The organism is Streptomyces sp. NPDC014764 (assembly GCF_043082785.1).
Classification (GTDB): Bacteria; Actinomycetota; Actinomycetes; order Streptomycetales; family Streptomycetaceae; genus Streptomyces; species Streptomyces althioticus.
Window position 1 is genome coordinate 334,196 of sequence record NZ_JBIBXY010000003.1, and the last position, 14,891, is coordinate 349,086.

A 14,891-nucleotide genomic window follows, 5' to 3' on the forward strand; every position below is an offset into this window, starting at 1 on the left:
CCACGTTACGACGACCGGGGGAAGCCCACCGGTCGTCGTGGAAGCGGCTGCCGTGAGGGCACTTCGAGTGGCTAGGACCCGCTGCCCGCGCCGCCCCGCTCGGCCGTCAGCGCGGCGGCCTCCTCGCGCAGGTCGCGGCGGAGCTCCTTCGGCAGGGAGAAGGTGATGGACTCCTCGGCCGCCTTGACGATCTCCACGTCCTCGAAGCCGCGCTGCGACAGCCACTCCAGGACCTGCTCGACCAGCACCTCCGGCACCGAGGCGCCCGAGGTCACGCCGACCGTGGTGACGCCTTCCAGCCAGGACTCGTCGATCTCGTCGGCGAAGTCCACCAGGTACGCCTCACGGGCGCCGGCCAGCTTGGCGACCTCGACGAGCCGCTTGGAGTTGGAGGAGTTGCGGGAGCCGACGACGATCACCAGGTCGGCCTCGGCGCCCATCTGCTTGACCGCGAGCTGGCGGTTCTGCGTGGCGTAGCAGATGTCGTCGCTGGGCGGCGAGATCAGCTGGGGGAACTTCTCCTTGAGGGCGTCGACCGTCTCCATGGTCTCGTCGACGCTGAGGGTGGTCTGGGAGAGCCAGACGACCTTGGACGGGTCGCGGACCTCGACCTTCTCCACGTCGCCGGGGCCGTCGACCAGCTGGATGTGGTCGGGGGCCTCGCCGGAGGTGCCGATGACCTCCTCGTGACCCTCGTGCCCGATCAGGAGGATGTCGTAGTCCTCGTTGGCGAACCGGACCGCCTCCTTGTGGACCTTGGTGACGAGCGGGCAGGTGGCGTCGATGGTGGCGAGGCGGCCGCGCTCGGCCTCCTCGTGGACGACGGGGGCCACGCCGTGCGCGGAGAACATCACGATGTTGCCCGGGGGCACCTCCTCCGTCCGCTCGACGAAGATCGCGCCCTTCTTCTCCAGGGTCTGCACGACGTACTTGTTGTGCACGATCTCGTGCCGCACGTAGACGGGAGCCCCGTACTGCTCGAGGGCCTTCTCGACGGCGATCACGGCGCGGTCCACCCCCGCGCAGTAGCCCCGGGGGGCGGCGAGCAGGACACGGCGGCCAGTCGAAGCGGTCATGCGTCCCATCGTACGGGCCGTGTCCGCGGGGTCCGGGCACGGTGCCGCCGTCGGTGGCGGCGCACCGGTGTCGGCGGGGCGCACTACGCTCGCGGACATGGCTGTGAACACGTCCGCGGAAGCCCCCCTGCCGGTGGGAGAGGTGTCGCGGCTCATCGGCGGGTGGATCGACCGGCTCGGCGCGGTGTGGGTGGAGGGGCAGATCACCCAGCTGTCGCGGCGTCCCGGCGCGGGCGTGGTGTTCCTGACGCTGCGCGACCCGTCGCACGACATCTCGGTGGGGGTGACCTGCTACCGGCAGGTGTTCGACGCCGTCGCGGACGTCGTGAGCGAGGGGGCGCGGGTGGTCGTGCACTGCAAGCCGGAGTGGTACGCGCCCCGGGGCCAGCTGTCGCTGCGGGCCGCGGAGATCCGTCCGGTGGGGGTCGGGGAGCTGCTGGCGCGGCTGGAGCAGCTGAAGAGGTCGCTGACGCGGGAGGGGCTGTTCGCGCCGGAGCGGAAGAAGCCGCTGCCGTTCCTGCCGCAGTTGATCGGGCTGGTGTGCGGGCGCGCGTCGGCGGCCGAGCGGGACGTGCTGGAGAACGCGCGGCACCGTTGGCCGGCGGTCCGTTTCGAGGTGCGGAACGTGGCGGTGCAGGGGGTGCACGCGGTGCCGCAGGTGGTCCAGGCCGTGAAGGAGCTGGACGCGCTCGAGGACGTGGACGTGATCGTCGTCGCGCGGGGCGGGGGCAGCGTGGAGGACCTGCTGCCGTTCTCCGACGAGCAGCTGGTGCGGGCGGTGGCGGCCTGCCGCACACCGGTCGTGTCGGCGATCGGGCACGAGCCGGACAGCCCGCTGCTGGACCTGGTCGCGGATCTGCGCGCCTCCACTCCGACCGACGCCGCCAAGAAGGTGGTGCCGGACGTGGGCGAGGAGTACGAGCGGGTGCGGATGCTGCGGGACCGCGCGCGCCGCTGTGTGGGCGCCCTGCTGGAGCGGGAGGAGCGGGGGCTGGCGCACGCGCTGGCCCGGCCGTCGGTACAGGACCCGCACCGGATGATCGACGCGCGCGGTGAGGAGGTGTCGATGCTGCTGGACCGGGGGCGGCGGGCGCTGCGCCATCAGCTGGACCGGGCGGACTCCGAGCTGACGCACACGCACGCGCGCGTGGTGGCCCTCTCCCCCGCCGCCACGCTGAAGCGGGGGTACGCCGTGCTGCAGCGGGAGGACGGGCACGCGGTGCGCGCTCCCGGTGAGGTGGAGGCGGGCGAGGCGCTCCGGGCGCGGGTGTCCGCGGGCGAGTTCACGGTACGAGTCGATGCATAGGGTGGACGGAATGACCGGAATGACCGGAAAGATGGAGCAGACGGCGGTGGCCGAGGCGCTCGGCTACGAGCAGGCGCGGGACGAGCTGATCGAGGTCGTGCGCCGCCTGGAGGCGGGCGGTACGTCGCTGGAGGAGTCGCTCGCGCTGTGGGAGCGGGGCGAGGAGCTGGCGAAGGTGTGCCGGCGCTGGCTCGACGGGGCCCGTGCCCGGCTGGACGCGGCGCTCGCGGAGGAGGAAGAGGCCGAGGCCGCCGAGGAGAACCGACCTTCGGTTGAGCGTTAAACCTCTTCGGTTGAACATTGAACTTCACAGGGGTACTCTCGTCGCGTAAACCGGACCGCGGTCCGCTAATCCCGCTCGGGCCGCCGCACCCCCAAGAGGTTCCCCATGTCTCTCGTTCTCGACTCCGCCGCTCAGGACCTGCTGTTCCGCGAGGCTCGCACCGCCAACACGTTCACCGACGAGCCGGTCACCGACGAGCAGATGCAGGCGGTCTACGACCTGATCAAGTACGGCCCCACGTCCATGAACCAGTCGCCGCTGCGCATCACGCTGGTCCGCTCCCCCGAGGCGCGCGAGCGCCTGGTGCGGCACATGGCCGAGGGCAACCGGACCAAGACGGCCGCCGCCCCGCTGGTCGCGATCCTTTCCGCGGACAACGAGTTCCACGAGGAGCTGCCGCACCTCTTCCCGCACTTCCCCCAGGCCAGGGACGCCGTCTTCGGCGAGCGCCCGGTCCGTGAGAGCTCCGCCGCGCTGAACGCCGCCCTCCAGGCCGCGTACTTCATCATCGGCGTCCGCGCCGCCGGTCTGGCCGCCGGCCCGATGACCGGCTGCGACATGGAGGGGCTCCGCAAGGAGTTCCTGGACGACGACCACACCCCGCTGATGGTCGTGAACATCGGCCGCCCCGGCCCCGACGCCTGGTTCCCTCGCAGCCCGCGCCTGGAGTACGAGCAGGTCGTCACCACCGTCTGAGCCGCGCCCGGCGGCGGACAGGGGCGGGGCCCCGGATCGGTGATCCGGGGCCCCGCCCCTGCTGTGCGTGTGCGACGGTCACTCCGTGCGCAGCGCCTCCGCCAGCTTCGCCATCTCCCCGAAGGACGCCGTGCCGGTCACCACGGTCGTCGAGCCCGACGTGTCCTCCAGGACCAGGGCGTCGTAGTGCTCGCCCTCGTAGCGCGTCCAGGTCTTTCCGTCGATCCGCTCGGCGTCCCCGGTCGTCTCCGCGCGCTGCGTCTTCTTCTCGATGAACGCCTTGCGCTTGCCGGAGGACTGCTCGACCGCCGCGTACTCGCCGTCGGGGGTGCGGAAGCCCAGGTGCCAGGATTCGTCCTCGGCGGCGCGGTAGCGCACGGAGGTGGGCTTCCACTCCTCGGGCAGCCCTTCGGGGGCGGCCACCGGGTAGGAGGCGGCCCGGCGGGCGGTCAGCAGGTCGACGCGGTAGTCGACGCGCTTGACTTCGGGCTCACCGTCCGTGTGCGGGAGGAACAGCCACACCACTCCCGCCGCGAGCACGATGAGCGCCAGGGACAGAACCATGTCCCTGGCCGACTTCTGCATGCTGTTCGTTCCTGCCACGCCCCCTATCGTCGCAGGTGCCCGGAGCGCTCATCCGTGGGGTCCCCTGCTCATTTTGTCTGCCTGGCGATAGAGTCATGGCCATACCCTCATCCGGCCGTCGTCGTACAGAAAGGTGCGCTCCGATGACCGAACACCACCACCTGCCGTCCGAGCTCGATGTCCCCTCCGAGGCCCCCGACCGCAACCTCGCCCTGGAGCTCGTACGGGTCACCGAGGCGGCCGCGATGGCAGCGGGCCGCTGGGTAGGGCGCGGCGACAAGAACGGCGCAGACGGTGCCGCGGTGCGCGCCATGCGCACCCTGGTCTCCACCGTCTCGATGAACGGCGTCGTCGTCATCGGCGAGGGCGAGAAGGACGAGGCCCCGATGCTCTTCAACGGGGAGCGCGTCGGCGACGGCACGGGCCCCGAGTGCGACATCGCGGTCGACCCGATCGACGGCACCACGCTCACCGCCAAGGGCATGACCAACGCCATCGCGGTGCTGGCGGCGGCCGAGCGCGGCTCGATGTTCGACCCGTCGGCCGTGTTCTACATGGACAAGCTGGTCACGGGTCCGGAGGCGGCGGACTTCGTCGACATCAACGCCCCGGTGAGCGTCAACATCCGCCGGGTCGCGAAGGCGAAGCGGGTCACCCCCGAGGACGTCACCGTGGTGATCCTGGACCGGCCGCGGCACGAGGGCATCATCAAGGAGATCCGGGAGACCGGGGCGCGCATCAAGCTGATCTCCGACGGCGACGTGGCCGGCTCGATCCTGGCACTGCGCGAGGGCACCGGCATCGACCTGCTGCTGGGCATCGGCGGCACCCCCGAGGGCATCATCTCGGCCTGCGCCGTGAAGTGCCTGGGCGGCACCATCCAGGGCAAGCTGTGGCCGAAGGACGACGAGGAGCGGCAGCGGGCGATCGACGCGGGGCACGATCTGGACCGGGTGCTGACCACGGAGGACCTGGTCACCGGGGACAACGTGTTCTTCGTGGCGACCGGCATCACCGACGGCGAGCTGCTGCGGGGTGTGCGGTACCGGTCCGAGACGGCTACGACCGACTCGATCGTGATGCGGTCGAAGTCGGGGACGGTGCGGCGGATCGACTCCGAGCACCGGTTGAGCAAGCTGCGGGCGTACAGCGCGGTCGACTTCGACCGCGCCAAGTAGCGGCGCGGTGCCTGCGGCGCTTGGCGGGTGCGGGTGCGTGGGGGTTGGCCGCGCAGTTCCCCGCGCCCCTGAGGGTGCCGCTCCGGCCGGTGTCGGGACGGCATCGGCGTCCCCGCGCCCCCGGGTGAGCTGAAGAAGGGCGTTCCCTGTGCGGAGGGGACGCCCTTTTTCGCTGCTCGGCGGTCAGCCTGCCGCGGGTATGCGGTTCTGGCGGGTGGCCTTCTTCAGTTCCATCTCGCGGCGCCTGCGGCGGGCCAGGACGACGCGGCGCTCCGCCGCGGTCAGGCCGCCCCAGACGCCGTAGGGCTCGGGCTGGAGCAGGGCGTGCTCGCGGCACTCCACCATGACCGGACAGCGGGCGCAGACCCGCTTGGCCGCCTCCTCGCGGGACAGCCGCGCGGCGGTCGGTTCCTTCGACGGCGCGAAGAACAGGCCCGCCTCGTCGCGCCGGCACACCGCCTCGGTGTGCCAGGGGGCGTCCTGGTCCCTGTCCCGCGCTGCCACTCGCTGGGCCGGAACGGCGGCTACCTGCAGGGACGAATGCGGCGGTTGCAGCACGGTCTACTCCTGACGACGGCTTCGCGAGCTGGCGAGTGCCGTGGATGCACGTGGGTCGGCCCGGCGTGAATCCCTGGCGCCCTCCAAGGAGACGATGCGTCAAGGCTTACCCGATGTGCGCGCGCCTATGCACAGAGTCCCCAACGGGCCTCGGCCCGCGCCGTGTTCAGTGCCCCAGGTGCTTGCGCATGCTGCGGTCGACCGTGCGCTGCACGCGGTCGAGGATGTCCTTCACGAGCTTGCCGCGCCTGGGACGGGCCTCAACGCTGCCGAGGATCGCCCACCCGTCGACGTAGACCACGGGGGCGTTGTCGTCCGGCGAGTCCTGCGGGGTCACCTCGAAGGCGCCGAGCACGCCGCCGCCGGTGCCGCGCAGCGACACGTTCTCCGGGACGCGGATCTCGACGCTGCCGAAGACGGAGAACGCCTTGATCATCACCTGCTGGTGGTCGAACAGCGCCTCGCTGAGGTCTATCTCCACGCTGCCGAAGACCGCGTACGCGTGGATGCGGCGGCCGGTGCGCCAGCGGCCCTTGCGGGCGGCGGCGCTGAACACCGCGACGACGTTGTCGTCGGGGTCGGCCGGGAAGACGCCGGCGGCGGGGCGCCCGGGCGCGGAGAAGGGGGCCGCGCGCCGCTCGTGGGCGGCGGGAAGGTCCTGGATGAACCCTTCCAGCTCACCCAGCGTCTTGGCGGTCAGCACACCCTCGACGCGCTCGGCGTGCTCGTCGGCCGTGAGCCGGCCCTCGGCGTGCGCGTCGTGCAACAACTCGACGATGCGGTCCCGGTCGGCGTCGGAGGCGCGCAGCTCGGCGCTCCGCGGCGTCGTGTCCGGCTGCTGGGCGTGCTTCTGAAGGTCCACGACAGCAGCGTACCCAAACGCGATAGATCGCGACTACCCCGCGGCGCGGACAACTGAGGACAACCTCACAGGATCGGCGCCCGGGGCAGGTCCTAGGCTGGGAAGGCCCGCCGACGGAGGCGGGCGGTCTTCCGTCGAGTGAGGAATGGGCGAGATGCCTGAGTTCGAGTACGCCGATCTGCTCCCCATGGGAGAGGACACCACCCCCTACCGGCTGGTGACCTCCGAAGGTGTGTCCACCTTCGAGGCCGACGGCCGGACGTTCCTCAAGGTCGAGCCGGAGGCGCTGCGCAAGCTCGCCGAGGAGGCCATCCGCGACATCCAGCACTACCTGCGCCCCGCGCACCTCGCCCAGCTGCGCCGCATCATCGACGACCCCGAGGCGTCGGGCAACGACAAGTTCGTCGCGCTGGACCTGCTGAAGAACGCGAACATCGCGGCGGCAGGCGTGCTGCCCATGTGCCAGGACACCGGCACGGCGATCGTCATGGGCAAGCGCGGGCAGAACGTGCTGACCGCGGGCCGCGACGAGGAGGCCCTGTCGCGGGGCATCTACGACGCGTACCAGAAGCTCAACCTGCGCTACTCGCAGATGGCTCCGCTCACCATGTGGGAGGAGAAGAACACGGGCTCCAACCTCCCCGCGCAGATCGAGCTGTACGCGACGGACGGCGACGCCTACAAGTTCCTCTTCATGGCCAAGGGCGGCGGCTCCGCCAACAAGTCGTTCCTGTACCAGGAGACGAAGGCCGTGCTGAACGAGGCCTCCATGATGAAGTTCCTGGAGGAGAAGATCCGTTCGCTGGGCACGGCCGCCTGCCCGCCGTACCACCTGGCGATCGTCGTCGGCGGCACCTCCGCCGAGTACGCGCTGAAGACCGCGAAGTACGCCTCCGCGCACTACCTGGACGAGATCCCCGCCGAGGGCTCGCCGCTCGGGCACGGCTTCCGGGACAAGGAGCTCGAGGAGAAGGTCTTCGAGCTGACGCAGAGGATCGGCATCGGCGCGCAGTTCGGCGGCAAGTACTTCTGCCACGACGTGCGTGTGGTGCGGCTGCCGCGGCACGGCGCCTCGTGCCCCGTCGCCATCGCCGTGTCCTGCTCCGCCGACCGCCAGGCCGTCGCGAAGATCACCGCCGAGGGCGTCTTCCTGGAGCAGCTGGAGACGGACCCGGCGCGCTTCCTGCCGGAGACGACGGACGAGCAGCTCGACGAGGCCGGCGACGTCGTGAAGATCGACCTCAACCAGCCGATGAAGGCGATCCTCGCCGAGCTGTCCAAGTACCCGGTGAAGACCCGGCTCTCGCTGTCCGGCCCGCTGGTCGTGGCGCGCGACATCGCGCACGCCAAGATCAAGGAGCGGCTGGACGCGGGCCAGGACATGCCGCAGTACCTCAAGGACCACCCGGTGTACTATGCCGGCCCCGCGAAGACGCCCGAGGGCTACGCGTCCGGCTCCTTCGGCCCCACCACGGCCGGGCGGATGGACTCCTACGTGGAGCAGTTCCAGGCGGCCGGCGGCTCGCTGGTGATGCTGGCGAAGGGCAACCGCAGCAAGCAGGTCACCGACGCGTGCGCCGCGCACGGCGGCTTCTACCTGGGCTCCATCGGCGGTCCCGCGGCGCGGCTCGCGCAGGACTGCATCAAGAAGGTGGAGGTCGTCGAGTACGAGGAGCTGGGGATGGAGGCGGTCTGGAAGATCGAGGTCGAGGACTTCCCCGCGTTCATCGTCGTCGACGACAAGGGGAACGACTTCTTCCAGGACCCGGCGCCCCAGCCGACGTTCACGTCGATTCCGGTGCGGGGGCCTGGGCTCGCCTGAGCCTGTACCGGCCCTGACGGGCCTCGTCCTCAAGCGCCGGACGGGTTGCCAACAGCCCCTCCGGCGCTTGAGGAGCGGGGTCCGAGGCAGCACCCCGGGGACGGGAAGGGGCGGAGGGGGCGAACTCCCCGGGCCCGCCCCCGCCCGTGTCCGCATACCGGAATCCCTGTACCACTTTCGGACAAACCTCGCCCCGCCCACCCCGTGCCGTTGATTCGATCAACAACCACTGTGACTCTTCCTGACAGCCCGGCATGCACATGCCATGCATGGGCCACCGCGTGGCAACCCCACAGCCACCGTCCGGAGGAGTCCAGGTGAAACGAAGATTCGCCATGGCGGGCACCCTGCTCGCCGCCCTCGTGCTCGGCTTCGGCACACTCCCCGCCGCGGCCACCCCGTCCGGCACGTCCCCCGCCTCCACCACCGCCCTCGCCGCCCCCGACATCAGCGTCGCCGCGGTCCGGGCCCACCTCGACGAGCTCAGCGCCATCGCCGCCCGCAACGGCGGCAACCGCCGGTCCACGACCCAGGGCTACCGCGACTCCGTCGCCTACGTGAAGGGCAAGCTGCAGGCCGCCGGATACACCGTCACCGAGCAGCCCTGCACCTCCGGCTGCACCAGCGGCGCCGGCCCCAACCTGATCGCCGAATGGCCCCGGGGCGACGCGAACAGCGTCTACATGTTCGGCGCCCACCTCGACGGCGTCTCCGCCGGACCCGGCATGAACGACAACGGCTCCGGCTCCGCCGCCCTGCTGGAGAACGCCCTGACGCTCGCCCGGGAGAACCCGGACATGCGCAACCGCGTCCGTTTCGCCTGGTGGACCGACGAGGAGCAGGGCCTCAACGGCAGCTACTTCTACGTCCGCACGCTGTCCTCGGCGGAACGCGCCAGGATCAAGGCGTACTACAACTTCGACATGGTCGCCTCGCTCAACGGCGGCTACTTCATCAACCACATCACCTCCGCGGCCGCCGCGCCGATGAAGGCGTACTGGGACTCGCTCGGCCTCCGCCCCGAGGAGAACACCGAAGGCGCCGGCCGCAGCGACGACTACTCCTTCCAGCGGTACTCCATCCCCACGTCCGGCTACGCGATGGGCGCGAGCGCCCGCAAGACCTCCGCGCAGGCCGCCAAGTGGGGCGGCACCTCCGGCTCGGCGTACGACCCCTGCTACCACCGGGCGTGCGACACGCTGACCAACATCAACACCACCGGTCTCGACCGCGCCGCCGACGGCATCGCGTACACCCTGTGGCAGCAGGCCGTCGGCACCGGCGGCGGAGGGGGCACCTGCGACCCGGCCGGGGCCGTCGGCAACGGCGGGTTCGAGAGCGGGACCGCGCCCTGGACCGGGACCACCGCGGTCATCGCCGCCCACTCCGGCCGGACCGCGCACGGCGGCACCCGCTTCGCCTGGCTCGGCGGCAACGGCTCCACGAGCACCGAGTCGGTGAGCCAGACGGTGACCGTGCCGGCGGACTGCACACGCGCGTCGCTGGTCTTCTGGCTGCAGATAGAGACCGCCGAGTCCGGCAGCCGGGCGTACGACACCTTCACCGTCCGGGTGAACGGGTCCACGTCGGCGACCTGGTCCAACGTGCACGCGGGCGGCGGCTGGATCCAGCGGTCGGCCGACCTGTCCGGGTACGCCGGGCAGACGGTCACCGTGACCTTCACCGCCACCGAGGACTACAGCCTGCAGACCGGCTTCCTGCTGGACGACGTGAGCCTGCAGAGCGCCTGACTCACCCCCACGGGTCCCCCGCCCCGCCGCGCTACACGCGGCGGGGCGGACGGCGTTTCGGGGAATACGCTCGTCCGACACCGCTGCTGTGCTCCACGGAGGTACACCATGACGACGACGGACGACGACCGGAACTACCGCATCGAGCACGACTCCATGGGAGAGGTGCGGGTCCCCGCGGACGCCAAGTGGCGGGCGCAGACCCAGCGCGCGGTGGAGAACTTCCCCGTCTCGGGGCAGCGCCTCGAGCGCGCCCACATCGAGGCGCTGGCCCGCGTCAAGGGCGCCGCGGCCAAGGTGAACGCCCGGCTCGGGGTGCTGGACGAGGACATCGCCGAGGCGATCCAGGAGGCGGCCGCGGAAGTGGCGGAAGGCCGGTGGGACGATCACTTCCCGGTGGACGTGTTCCAGACCGGGTCCGGCACCTCGTCCAACATGAACACCAACGAGGTGATCGCCACCCTCGCCACCGAGCGGCTGGGCCGGGACGTCCACCCCAACGACCACGTCAACGCCTCGCAGTCGTCCAACGACGTCTTCCCCTCGTCGCTGCACATCGCCGCCACCGCCGCGGTCACCCGGGACCTGGTCCCGGCGCTCGAGCACCTCGCCGCAGCGCTGGAGCGCAAGGCGGAGGAGTTCGCGGACGTGGTGAAGTCCGGGCGCACCCACCTGATGGACGCCACGCCCGTCACGCTGGGCCAGGAGTTCGGCGGCTACGCGGCCCAGGTGCGGTACGGCGTGGAGCGGCTGAACGCCTCACTGCCCCGGCTGGCCGAACTGCCGTTGGGCGGCACCGCCGTCGGCACCGGCATCAACACCCCGCCCGGGTTCTCCGCCGCCGTCATCGAGGAGGTGGCGCGGGCGACCGGGCTGCCGCTGACCGAGGCGCGGAACCACTTCGAGGCGCAGGGCGCCCGGGACGGCGTGGTGGAGACCAGCGGGCAGCTCCGCACGATCGCCGTCGGCCTGACGAAGATCGCGAACGATCTGCGGTGGATGGCGTCCGGTCCGCGCACCGGGCTCGCCGAGATCGCCCTGCCCGACCTCCAGCCCGGCTCCTCGATCATGCCGGGCAAGGTCAACCCGGTGATCCCGGAGGCCGTGCTGATGGTGTGCGCCCAGGTCACGGGCAACGACGCGACCGTCGCGGCGGCCGGCGCCTCCGGCAACTTCGAGCTGAACGTGATGCTGCCGGTGATCGCGAAGAACGTGCTGGAGTCGGTGCGGCTGCTCGCCAACGTCTCCCGCCTCCTCGCCGACCGCACGGTCGACGGGATCGTCGCCGATCGGGAGCGGGCCCGCGAGTACGCCGAGTCCTCGCCGTCCGTGGTCACCCCGCTGAACAAGTACATCGGCTACGAGGAGGCCGCCAAGGTCGCCAAGAAGTCGCTCGCGGAACGCAGGACCATCCGTCAGGTCGTGCTCGAGGGCGGCTATGTCGAGCGCGGCGACCTGACGGTGGAACAGCTGGACGAGGCGCTGGATGTCCTGCGGATGACACGGCCGTAAAGCCTGGCGCGCCGGGGGTGAACCGTGACGGGTGCCGCAGCGCTGTGTGGTCCGGCCACCTAATATCTGCGCATGACAGAGGGTGGAACCACGATGCGCGGCCACGCGGGCGGAGCGGCCCGTCACTGGGAGCCCGGGACGCAGATCCTGTGGCGGTACCGGGAGAACGGCGGCGCGCGCATCCACATCGCGCGCCCCGTCACGGTCGTGCGCGACGACTCGGAGCTGCTCGCCGTCTGGATGGCGCCGGGCACCGAGTGTGTGAAGCCCGTCCTCGCCGACGGCACCCCGGTCCACCGGGAACCCCTCGCCACGCGCTACACCAAGCCGCGCACGGTGCAGAAGGACCGCTGGTTCGGCACCGGCGTGCTGAAGCTGGCCCGGCCCGGCGAGCCCTGGTCGGTGTGGCTGTTCTGGGAGCCGGGCTGGCGGTTCAAGAACTGGTACGTGAACCTGGAGGAGCCGCTCGTCCGCTGGGCGGGCGGGGTGGATTCCGAGGACCACTTCCTGGACATCTCCGTGCAGCCGGACGGCGCCTGGCACTGGCGGGACGAGGACGAGTTCGCGCAGGCCCGGCGGGACGGCCTCATGGACCCCGCGCTGGCCCGGCGGGTGCGCGAGGCCGGGCGCGCCGCGGTCGCGGTGATCGACGCCTGGGGGCCGCCGTTCTCGGACGGCTGGGAGAACTGGCGTCCGGATCCGTCCTGGACGGTACCGTCACTTCCACAGGACTGGGACCGCACAGCGGCGCACGCGTCCCCGTGAGACCCTTGCTGCGCCCCCGGGCAGGAAACGTAGGATCGTCGTCCGCAAGGGCGCGGAGCAGCAACCACCGGAGCGCGCAGGAAGCTTGAACGGACGTCACCGAGGGGCGGCAGGACGTGAGCGAGGGGTACGGAAACACCGGCACGGGCCGACGACGGCCGGCCGGCGTCGCAGGAACAACCTCTGACCACACGCGAAATCCGTTCCGGGGGCGCCTGTTCCGGGTATCGGAGTTTCGGCGGAGCGAACCGCGCGCACGGCGTGCGCCGGACGGATGGACTCGACACGCGTGACGGAGCAGCCGACCTCCTTCGAGCGCCCCCAGCCGGGCGTGGACCCCGCGGATCCCCGCGGGGCGTTCCTGCGTTCCCCGGCCGGTACGGGGGCCGCCTTACCGGCACAGGGCCGCTCCGGCGGTGAACCGCCCGCGCCCGGCGCCGTCACCCCGGGCGGGCCCGACGCGGCGGACGGTCCCGCGTCCGAGCACTCCCAGCCGGGCGCCGGTCCGGACGCGGAGCCGGACGCCCATCGTCCGCGGCCCGCGCCGGACGGCATTCCTGTGCAGCCGGCCGACGGGCAGGGCCGGGTGGACCGGACCCCGGGCGGCAAGGACCGCCGCACCGGCCAGGTGACGCGGCCGGGCCGTCCCACGCCGATGCGGCGGGACGGGGACCGGCTGCGCTTCGTCGGCGCGGCCACCCGGCGGATCGCCCGCGGCATCGACCTGGACGAGATCGTGATGGGGCTGTGCCGGGCGACCGTGCCGACCTTCTCCGACGCGATCCTGGTGTATCTGCGCGATCCGCTGCCGGTCGGCGACGAGCGGCCGACGGGCCCGCTGGTGCTGCGGCTGCGCCGCACCGACCGTATCCCGGCCGAACGGGACACCGAGGGCGGCGGGTTCATGCCGATCGCGCCGCCGGAGCAGCCGTCGGAGCTGGACTCGGTCGGTGAGGAGCTGTGCACGGTGCGGCCCGGCAGCGCGCTCGCCGAGGTGCTGCGCGGGGTCCGTCCGGTGTTCACGGACGCCCCGGCCGCGCGGGCGGCGCTGCCCGAACTGCTCGGCGAGGAGGGCGCGGCGGCGGTGCCGGACGGCCAGCGGGCGGTTCTCGCGCCGCTGCGCGGCCGTCGCCGGGTGATCGGCGCGGCGCTGTTCCTGCGGCGTCCCGAGCGCATCCCGTTCGAGGCCGACGACCTGCTGGTCGCAGCGCAGCTCGCCACGCACAGCGCGCTGGGCATCGACAAAGCGGTGCTGTACGGGCGTGAGGCGTACATCGCGGACGAGCTCCAGCGCACGATGCTGCCGGAGACGCTGCCGCGCTGCACCGGCGTCCGGCTGGCGTCGCGGTACCTGCCGGCCGCGGAGACCGCCCGGGTCGGCGGCGACTGGTACGACGCGATCCCGCTGCCCGGCAGCCGGGTCGCGCTGGTGGTCGGCGATGTGATGGGGCACTCCATGACGTCGGCGGCGATCATGGGCCAGCTGCGCACCACCGCGCAGACCCTCGCCGGGCTCGACCTGCCGCCGCAGGAGGTGCTGCACCACCTCGACGAGCAGGCCCAGCGGCTCGGCGTGGACCGCATGGCGACCTGCCTCTACGCGGTGTACGACCCGGTCGCCCACCGCATCACCGTCGCCAACGCCGGCCATCCGCCGCCCGTGCTGCTGCACCTGGGCGGACGCGCGGAGGTGCTGCGGGTGCCCGCGGGCGCCCCGATCGGCGTGGGCGGGGTGGACTTCGAGGCCGTGGAGCTTGAGGCGCCCGCGGGGGCGACGCTCCTGCTCTACACCGACGGCCTGGTGGAGTCCCGGCTGCGAGACGTGTGGACGGGCATCGAGCAGCTGCGGGAGAAGCTCGCCGCGACCGCGCAGCTCACCGGGCCGGACCATCCGCCGCCGCTGGAGGCGCTGTGCGACGAGGTGCTCGACATGCTCGGCCCGGGCGACCGGGACGACGACATCGCGCTGCTCGCCGCCCGTTTCGACGGGATCGCGCCGAGCGACGTGGCGTACTGGTTCCTCGAGCCGGAGGACGCGGCGCCCGGGCGGGCGCGGCGTCTTGCCCGGCGGCAGCTGTCCCGCTGGGGCATGGACGAGCTGACCGACTCGGTGGAGCTGCTGGTCAGCGAGGTCGTGACCAATGCCGTGCGGTACGCGTCGCGGCCGGTGACGCTGCGGTTGCTGCGCACGGATGTGCTGCGGTGCGAGGTCGGGGACGACGTGCCGCAGCTGCCGCGGCTGCGGCAGGCGCGCGCGACGGACGAGGGTGGCCGCGGGTTGTACCTGGTGAACCGGCTGGCCCGGCGTTGGGGCGCGACCCGGCTGAGCACCGGCAAGGTCGTGTGGTTCGAGCTGAACCACGGCTAGCGGTTCGCTGACGCGTGAGGAGGGCGCCCGGTGAGGTCACCGGGCGCCTTTCTTGTGGGTCGCCGCCGAGGGCTGCCGGCCTGCTGCCAAGTGCGGGTTGTCCTGGGCTGGTCGCGCAGTTCCCCGCGC

The 14,891-nt window shown here is 71.9% G+C and carries 13 protein-coding genes; 9 read left to right on the forward strand and 4 right to left on the reverse strand.

Annotated features, from left to right (window positions below):
- Positions 1-71 precede the first annotated feature (71 nt).
- Positions 72-1,085 carry a 4-hydroxy-3-methylbut-2-enyl diphosphate reductase gene (locus ACF1AG_RS10255; protein ID WP_359604697.1) on the reverse strand — a complete coding sequence of 338 codons (1,014 nt, stop codon included), beginning with the start codon at positions 1,083-1,085 and terminating at the stop codon, positions 72-74.
- An 88-nt stretch (positions 1,086-1,173) separates the two neighbouring features.
- On the opposite strand from ACF1AG_RS10255, the gene xseA reads away from it, so the two are divergent.
- The 3 genes from xseA to ACF1AG_RS10270 all read left to right on the forward strand — a co-directional run bounded on the left by xseA (position 1,174) and on the right by ACF1AG_RS10270 (position 3,361).
- The gene (xseA, locus tag ACF1AG_RS10260) at positions 1,174-2,382 is read left to right on the forward strand and encodes an exodeoxyribonuclease VII large subunit (protein WP_359604699.1); all 1,209 of its coding nucleotides are present in this window, start codon (positions 1,174-1,176) and stop codon (positions 2,380-2,382) included.
- Positions 2,383-2,401: 19 nt separating this feature from the next.
- Complete coding sequence (locus ACF1AG_RS10265; RefSeq protein WP_359604701.1) at positions 2,402-2,665, forward strand: exodeoxyribonuclease VII small subunit; 264 nt, start codon at positions 2,402-2,404, stop codon at positions 2,663-2,665.
- 105 nt (positions 2,666-2,770) lie between these two features.
- Positions 2,771-3,361: a malonic semialdehyde reductase gene (locus tag ACF1AG_RS10270; RefSeq protein WP_359604700.1), complete on the forward strand. Its 591-nt coding sequence runs from the start codon at positions 2,771-2,773 to the stop codon at positions 3,359-3,361.
- Between the two features lie 78 nt (positions 3,362-3,439).
- Here the strand turns inward: ACF1AG_RS10270 and ACF1AG_RS10275 are convergent, their stop codons facing one another.
- A complete protein-coding gene (locus tag ACF1AG_RS10275) occupies positions 3,440-3,946 on the reverse strand; it encodes a DUF4245 domain-containing protein (RefSeq protein ID WP_359606877.1) in 507 nt (168 codons plus the stop codon).
- A gap of 143 nt (positions 3,947-4,089) precedes the next feature.
- On the opposite strand from ACF1AG_RS10275, the gene glpX reads away from it, so the two are divergent.
- The gene (gene glpX, locus ACF1AG_RS10280) at positions 4,090-5,124 is read left to right on the forward strand and encodes a class II fructose-bisphosphatase (RefSeq protein ID WP_191881033.1); all 1,035 of its coding nucleotides are present in this window, start codon (positions 4,090-4,092) and stop codon (positions 5,122-5,124) included.
- Between the two features lie 183 nt (positions 5,125-5,307).
- On the opposite strand, the gene ACF1AG_RS10285 is transcribed toward glpX, so the two are convergent.
- Both ACF1AG_RS10285 and ACF1AG_RS10290 read right to left on the reverse strand, forming a co-directional pair.
- Entirely contained in the window at positions 5,308-5,682 is a 375-nt protein-coding gene (locus tag ACF1AG_RS10285) for a WhiB family transcriptional regulator (protein WP_359606871.1), read from the reverse strand.
- A 166-nt stretch (positions 5,683-5,848) separates the two neighbouring features.
- A complete protein-coding gene (locus ACF1AG_RS10290) occupies positions 5,849-6,544 on the reverse strand; it encodes a DUF1707 domain-containing protein (protein ID WP_359606869.1) in 696 nt (231 codons plus the stop codon).
- Positions 6,545-6,689: 145 nt separating this feature from the next.
- Here ACF1AG_RS10290 and ACF1AG_RS10295 point away from each other — a divergent pair, with 145 nt between their 5' ends.
- The 5 genes from ACF1AG_RS10295 to ACF1AG_RS10315 all read left to right on the forward strand — a co-directional run bounded on the left by ACF1AG_RS10295 (position 6,690) and on the right by ACF1AG_RS10315 (position 14,762).
- Positions 6,690-8,366: a fumarate hydratase gene (locus tag ACF1AG_RS10295; RefSeq protein WP_359606867.1), complete on the forward strand. Its 1,677-nt coding sequence runs from the start codon at positions 6,690-6,692 to the stop codon at positions 8,364-8,366.
- Positions 8,367-8,701: 335 nt separating this feature from the next.
- Positions 8,702-10,117, forward strand: coding sequence for a M20/M25/M40 family metallo-hydrolase (locus tag ACF1AG_RS10300; RefSeq protein ID WP_359606875.1), 1,416 nt, complete (start codon positions 8,702-8,704; stop codon positions 10,115-10,117).
- 108 nt (positions 10,118-10,225) lie between these two features.
- A complete protein-coding gene (locus tag ACF1AG_RS10305) occupies positions 10,226-11,629 on the forward strand; it encodes a class II fumarate hydratase (RefSeq protein WP_359606865.1) in 1,404 nt (467 codons plus the stop codon).
- Between the two features lie 72 nt (positions 11,630-11,701).
- Complete coding sequence (locus ACF1AG_RS10310; protein ID WP_359606863.1) at positions 11,702-12,394, forward strand: DUF402 domain-containing protein; 693 nt, start codon at positions 11,702-11,704, stop codon at positions 12,392-12,394.
- Positions 12,395-12,668: 274 nt separating this feature from the next.
- Positions 12,669-14,762, forward strand: a complete 2,094-nt coding sequence (locus tag ACF1AG_RS10315; protein WP_359748402.1) for a SpoIIE family protein phosphatase — start codon at positions 12,669-12,671, stop codon at positions 14,760-14,762.
- The last annotated feature ends 129 nt before the right edge of the window (positions 14,763-14,891 follow it).

Coding starts and splice junctions, on each gene's coding strand:
- xseA (WP_359604699.1), top strand. CDS start 1,174: ATGGCTGTGAACACGTCCGCGGAAGCCCCCCTGCCGGTGGGAGAGGTG.
- ACF1AG_RS10270 (WP_359604700.1), top strand. CDS start 2,771: ATGTCTCTCGTTCTCGACTCCGCCGCTCAGGACCTGCTGTTCCGCGAG.
- ACF1AG_RS10305 (WP_359606865.1), top strand. CDS start 10,226: ATGACGACGACGGACGACGACCGGAACTACCGCATCGAGCACGACTCC.
- ACF1AG_RS10275 (WP_359606877.1), bottom strand. CDS start 3,946: ATGCAGAAGTCGGCCAGGGACATGGTTCTGTCCCTGGCGCTCATCGTG.
- ACF1AG_RS10295 (WP_359606867.1), top strand. CDS start 6,690: ATGGGCGAGATGCCTGAGTTCGAGTACGCCGATCTGCTCCCCATGGGA.
- ACF1AG_RS10300 (WP_359606875.1), top strand. CDS start 8,702: ATGGCGGGCACCCTGCTCGCCGCCCTCGTGCTCGGCTTCGGCACACTC.
- ACF1AG_RS10315 (WP_359748402.1), top strand. CDS start 12,669: ATGGACTCGACACGCGTGACGGAGCAGCCGACCTCCTTCGAGCGCCCC.
- ACF1AG_RS10255 (WP_359604697.1), bottom strand. CDS start 1,085: ATGGGACGCATGACCGCTTCGACTGGCCGCCGTGTCCTGCTCGCCGCC.
- ACF1AG_RS10310 (WP_359606863.1), top strand. CDS start 11,702: ATGACAGAGGGTGGAACCACGATGCGCGGCCACGCGGGCGGAGCGGCC.
- ACF1AG_RS10265 (WP_359604701.1), top strand. CDS start 2,402: ATGACCGGAAAGATGGAGCAGACGGCGGTGGCCGAGGCGCTCGGCTAC.
- glpX (WP_191881033.1), top strand. CDS start 4,090: ATGACCGAACACCACCACCTGCCGTCCGAGCTCGATGTCCCCTCCGAG.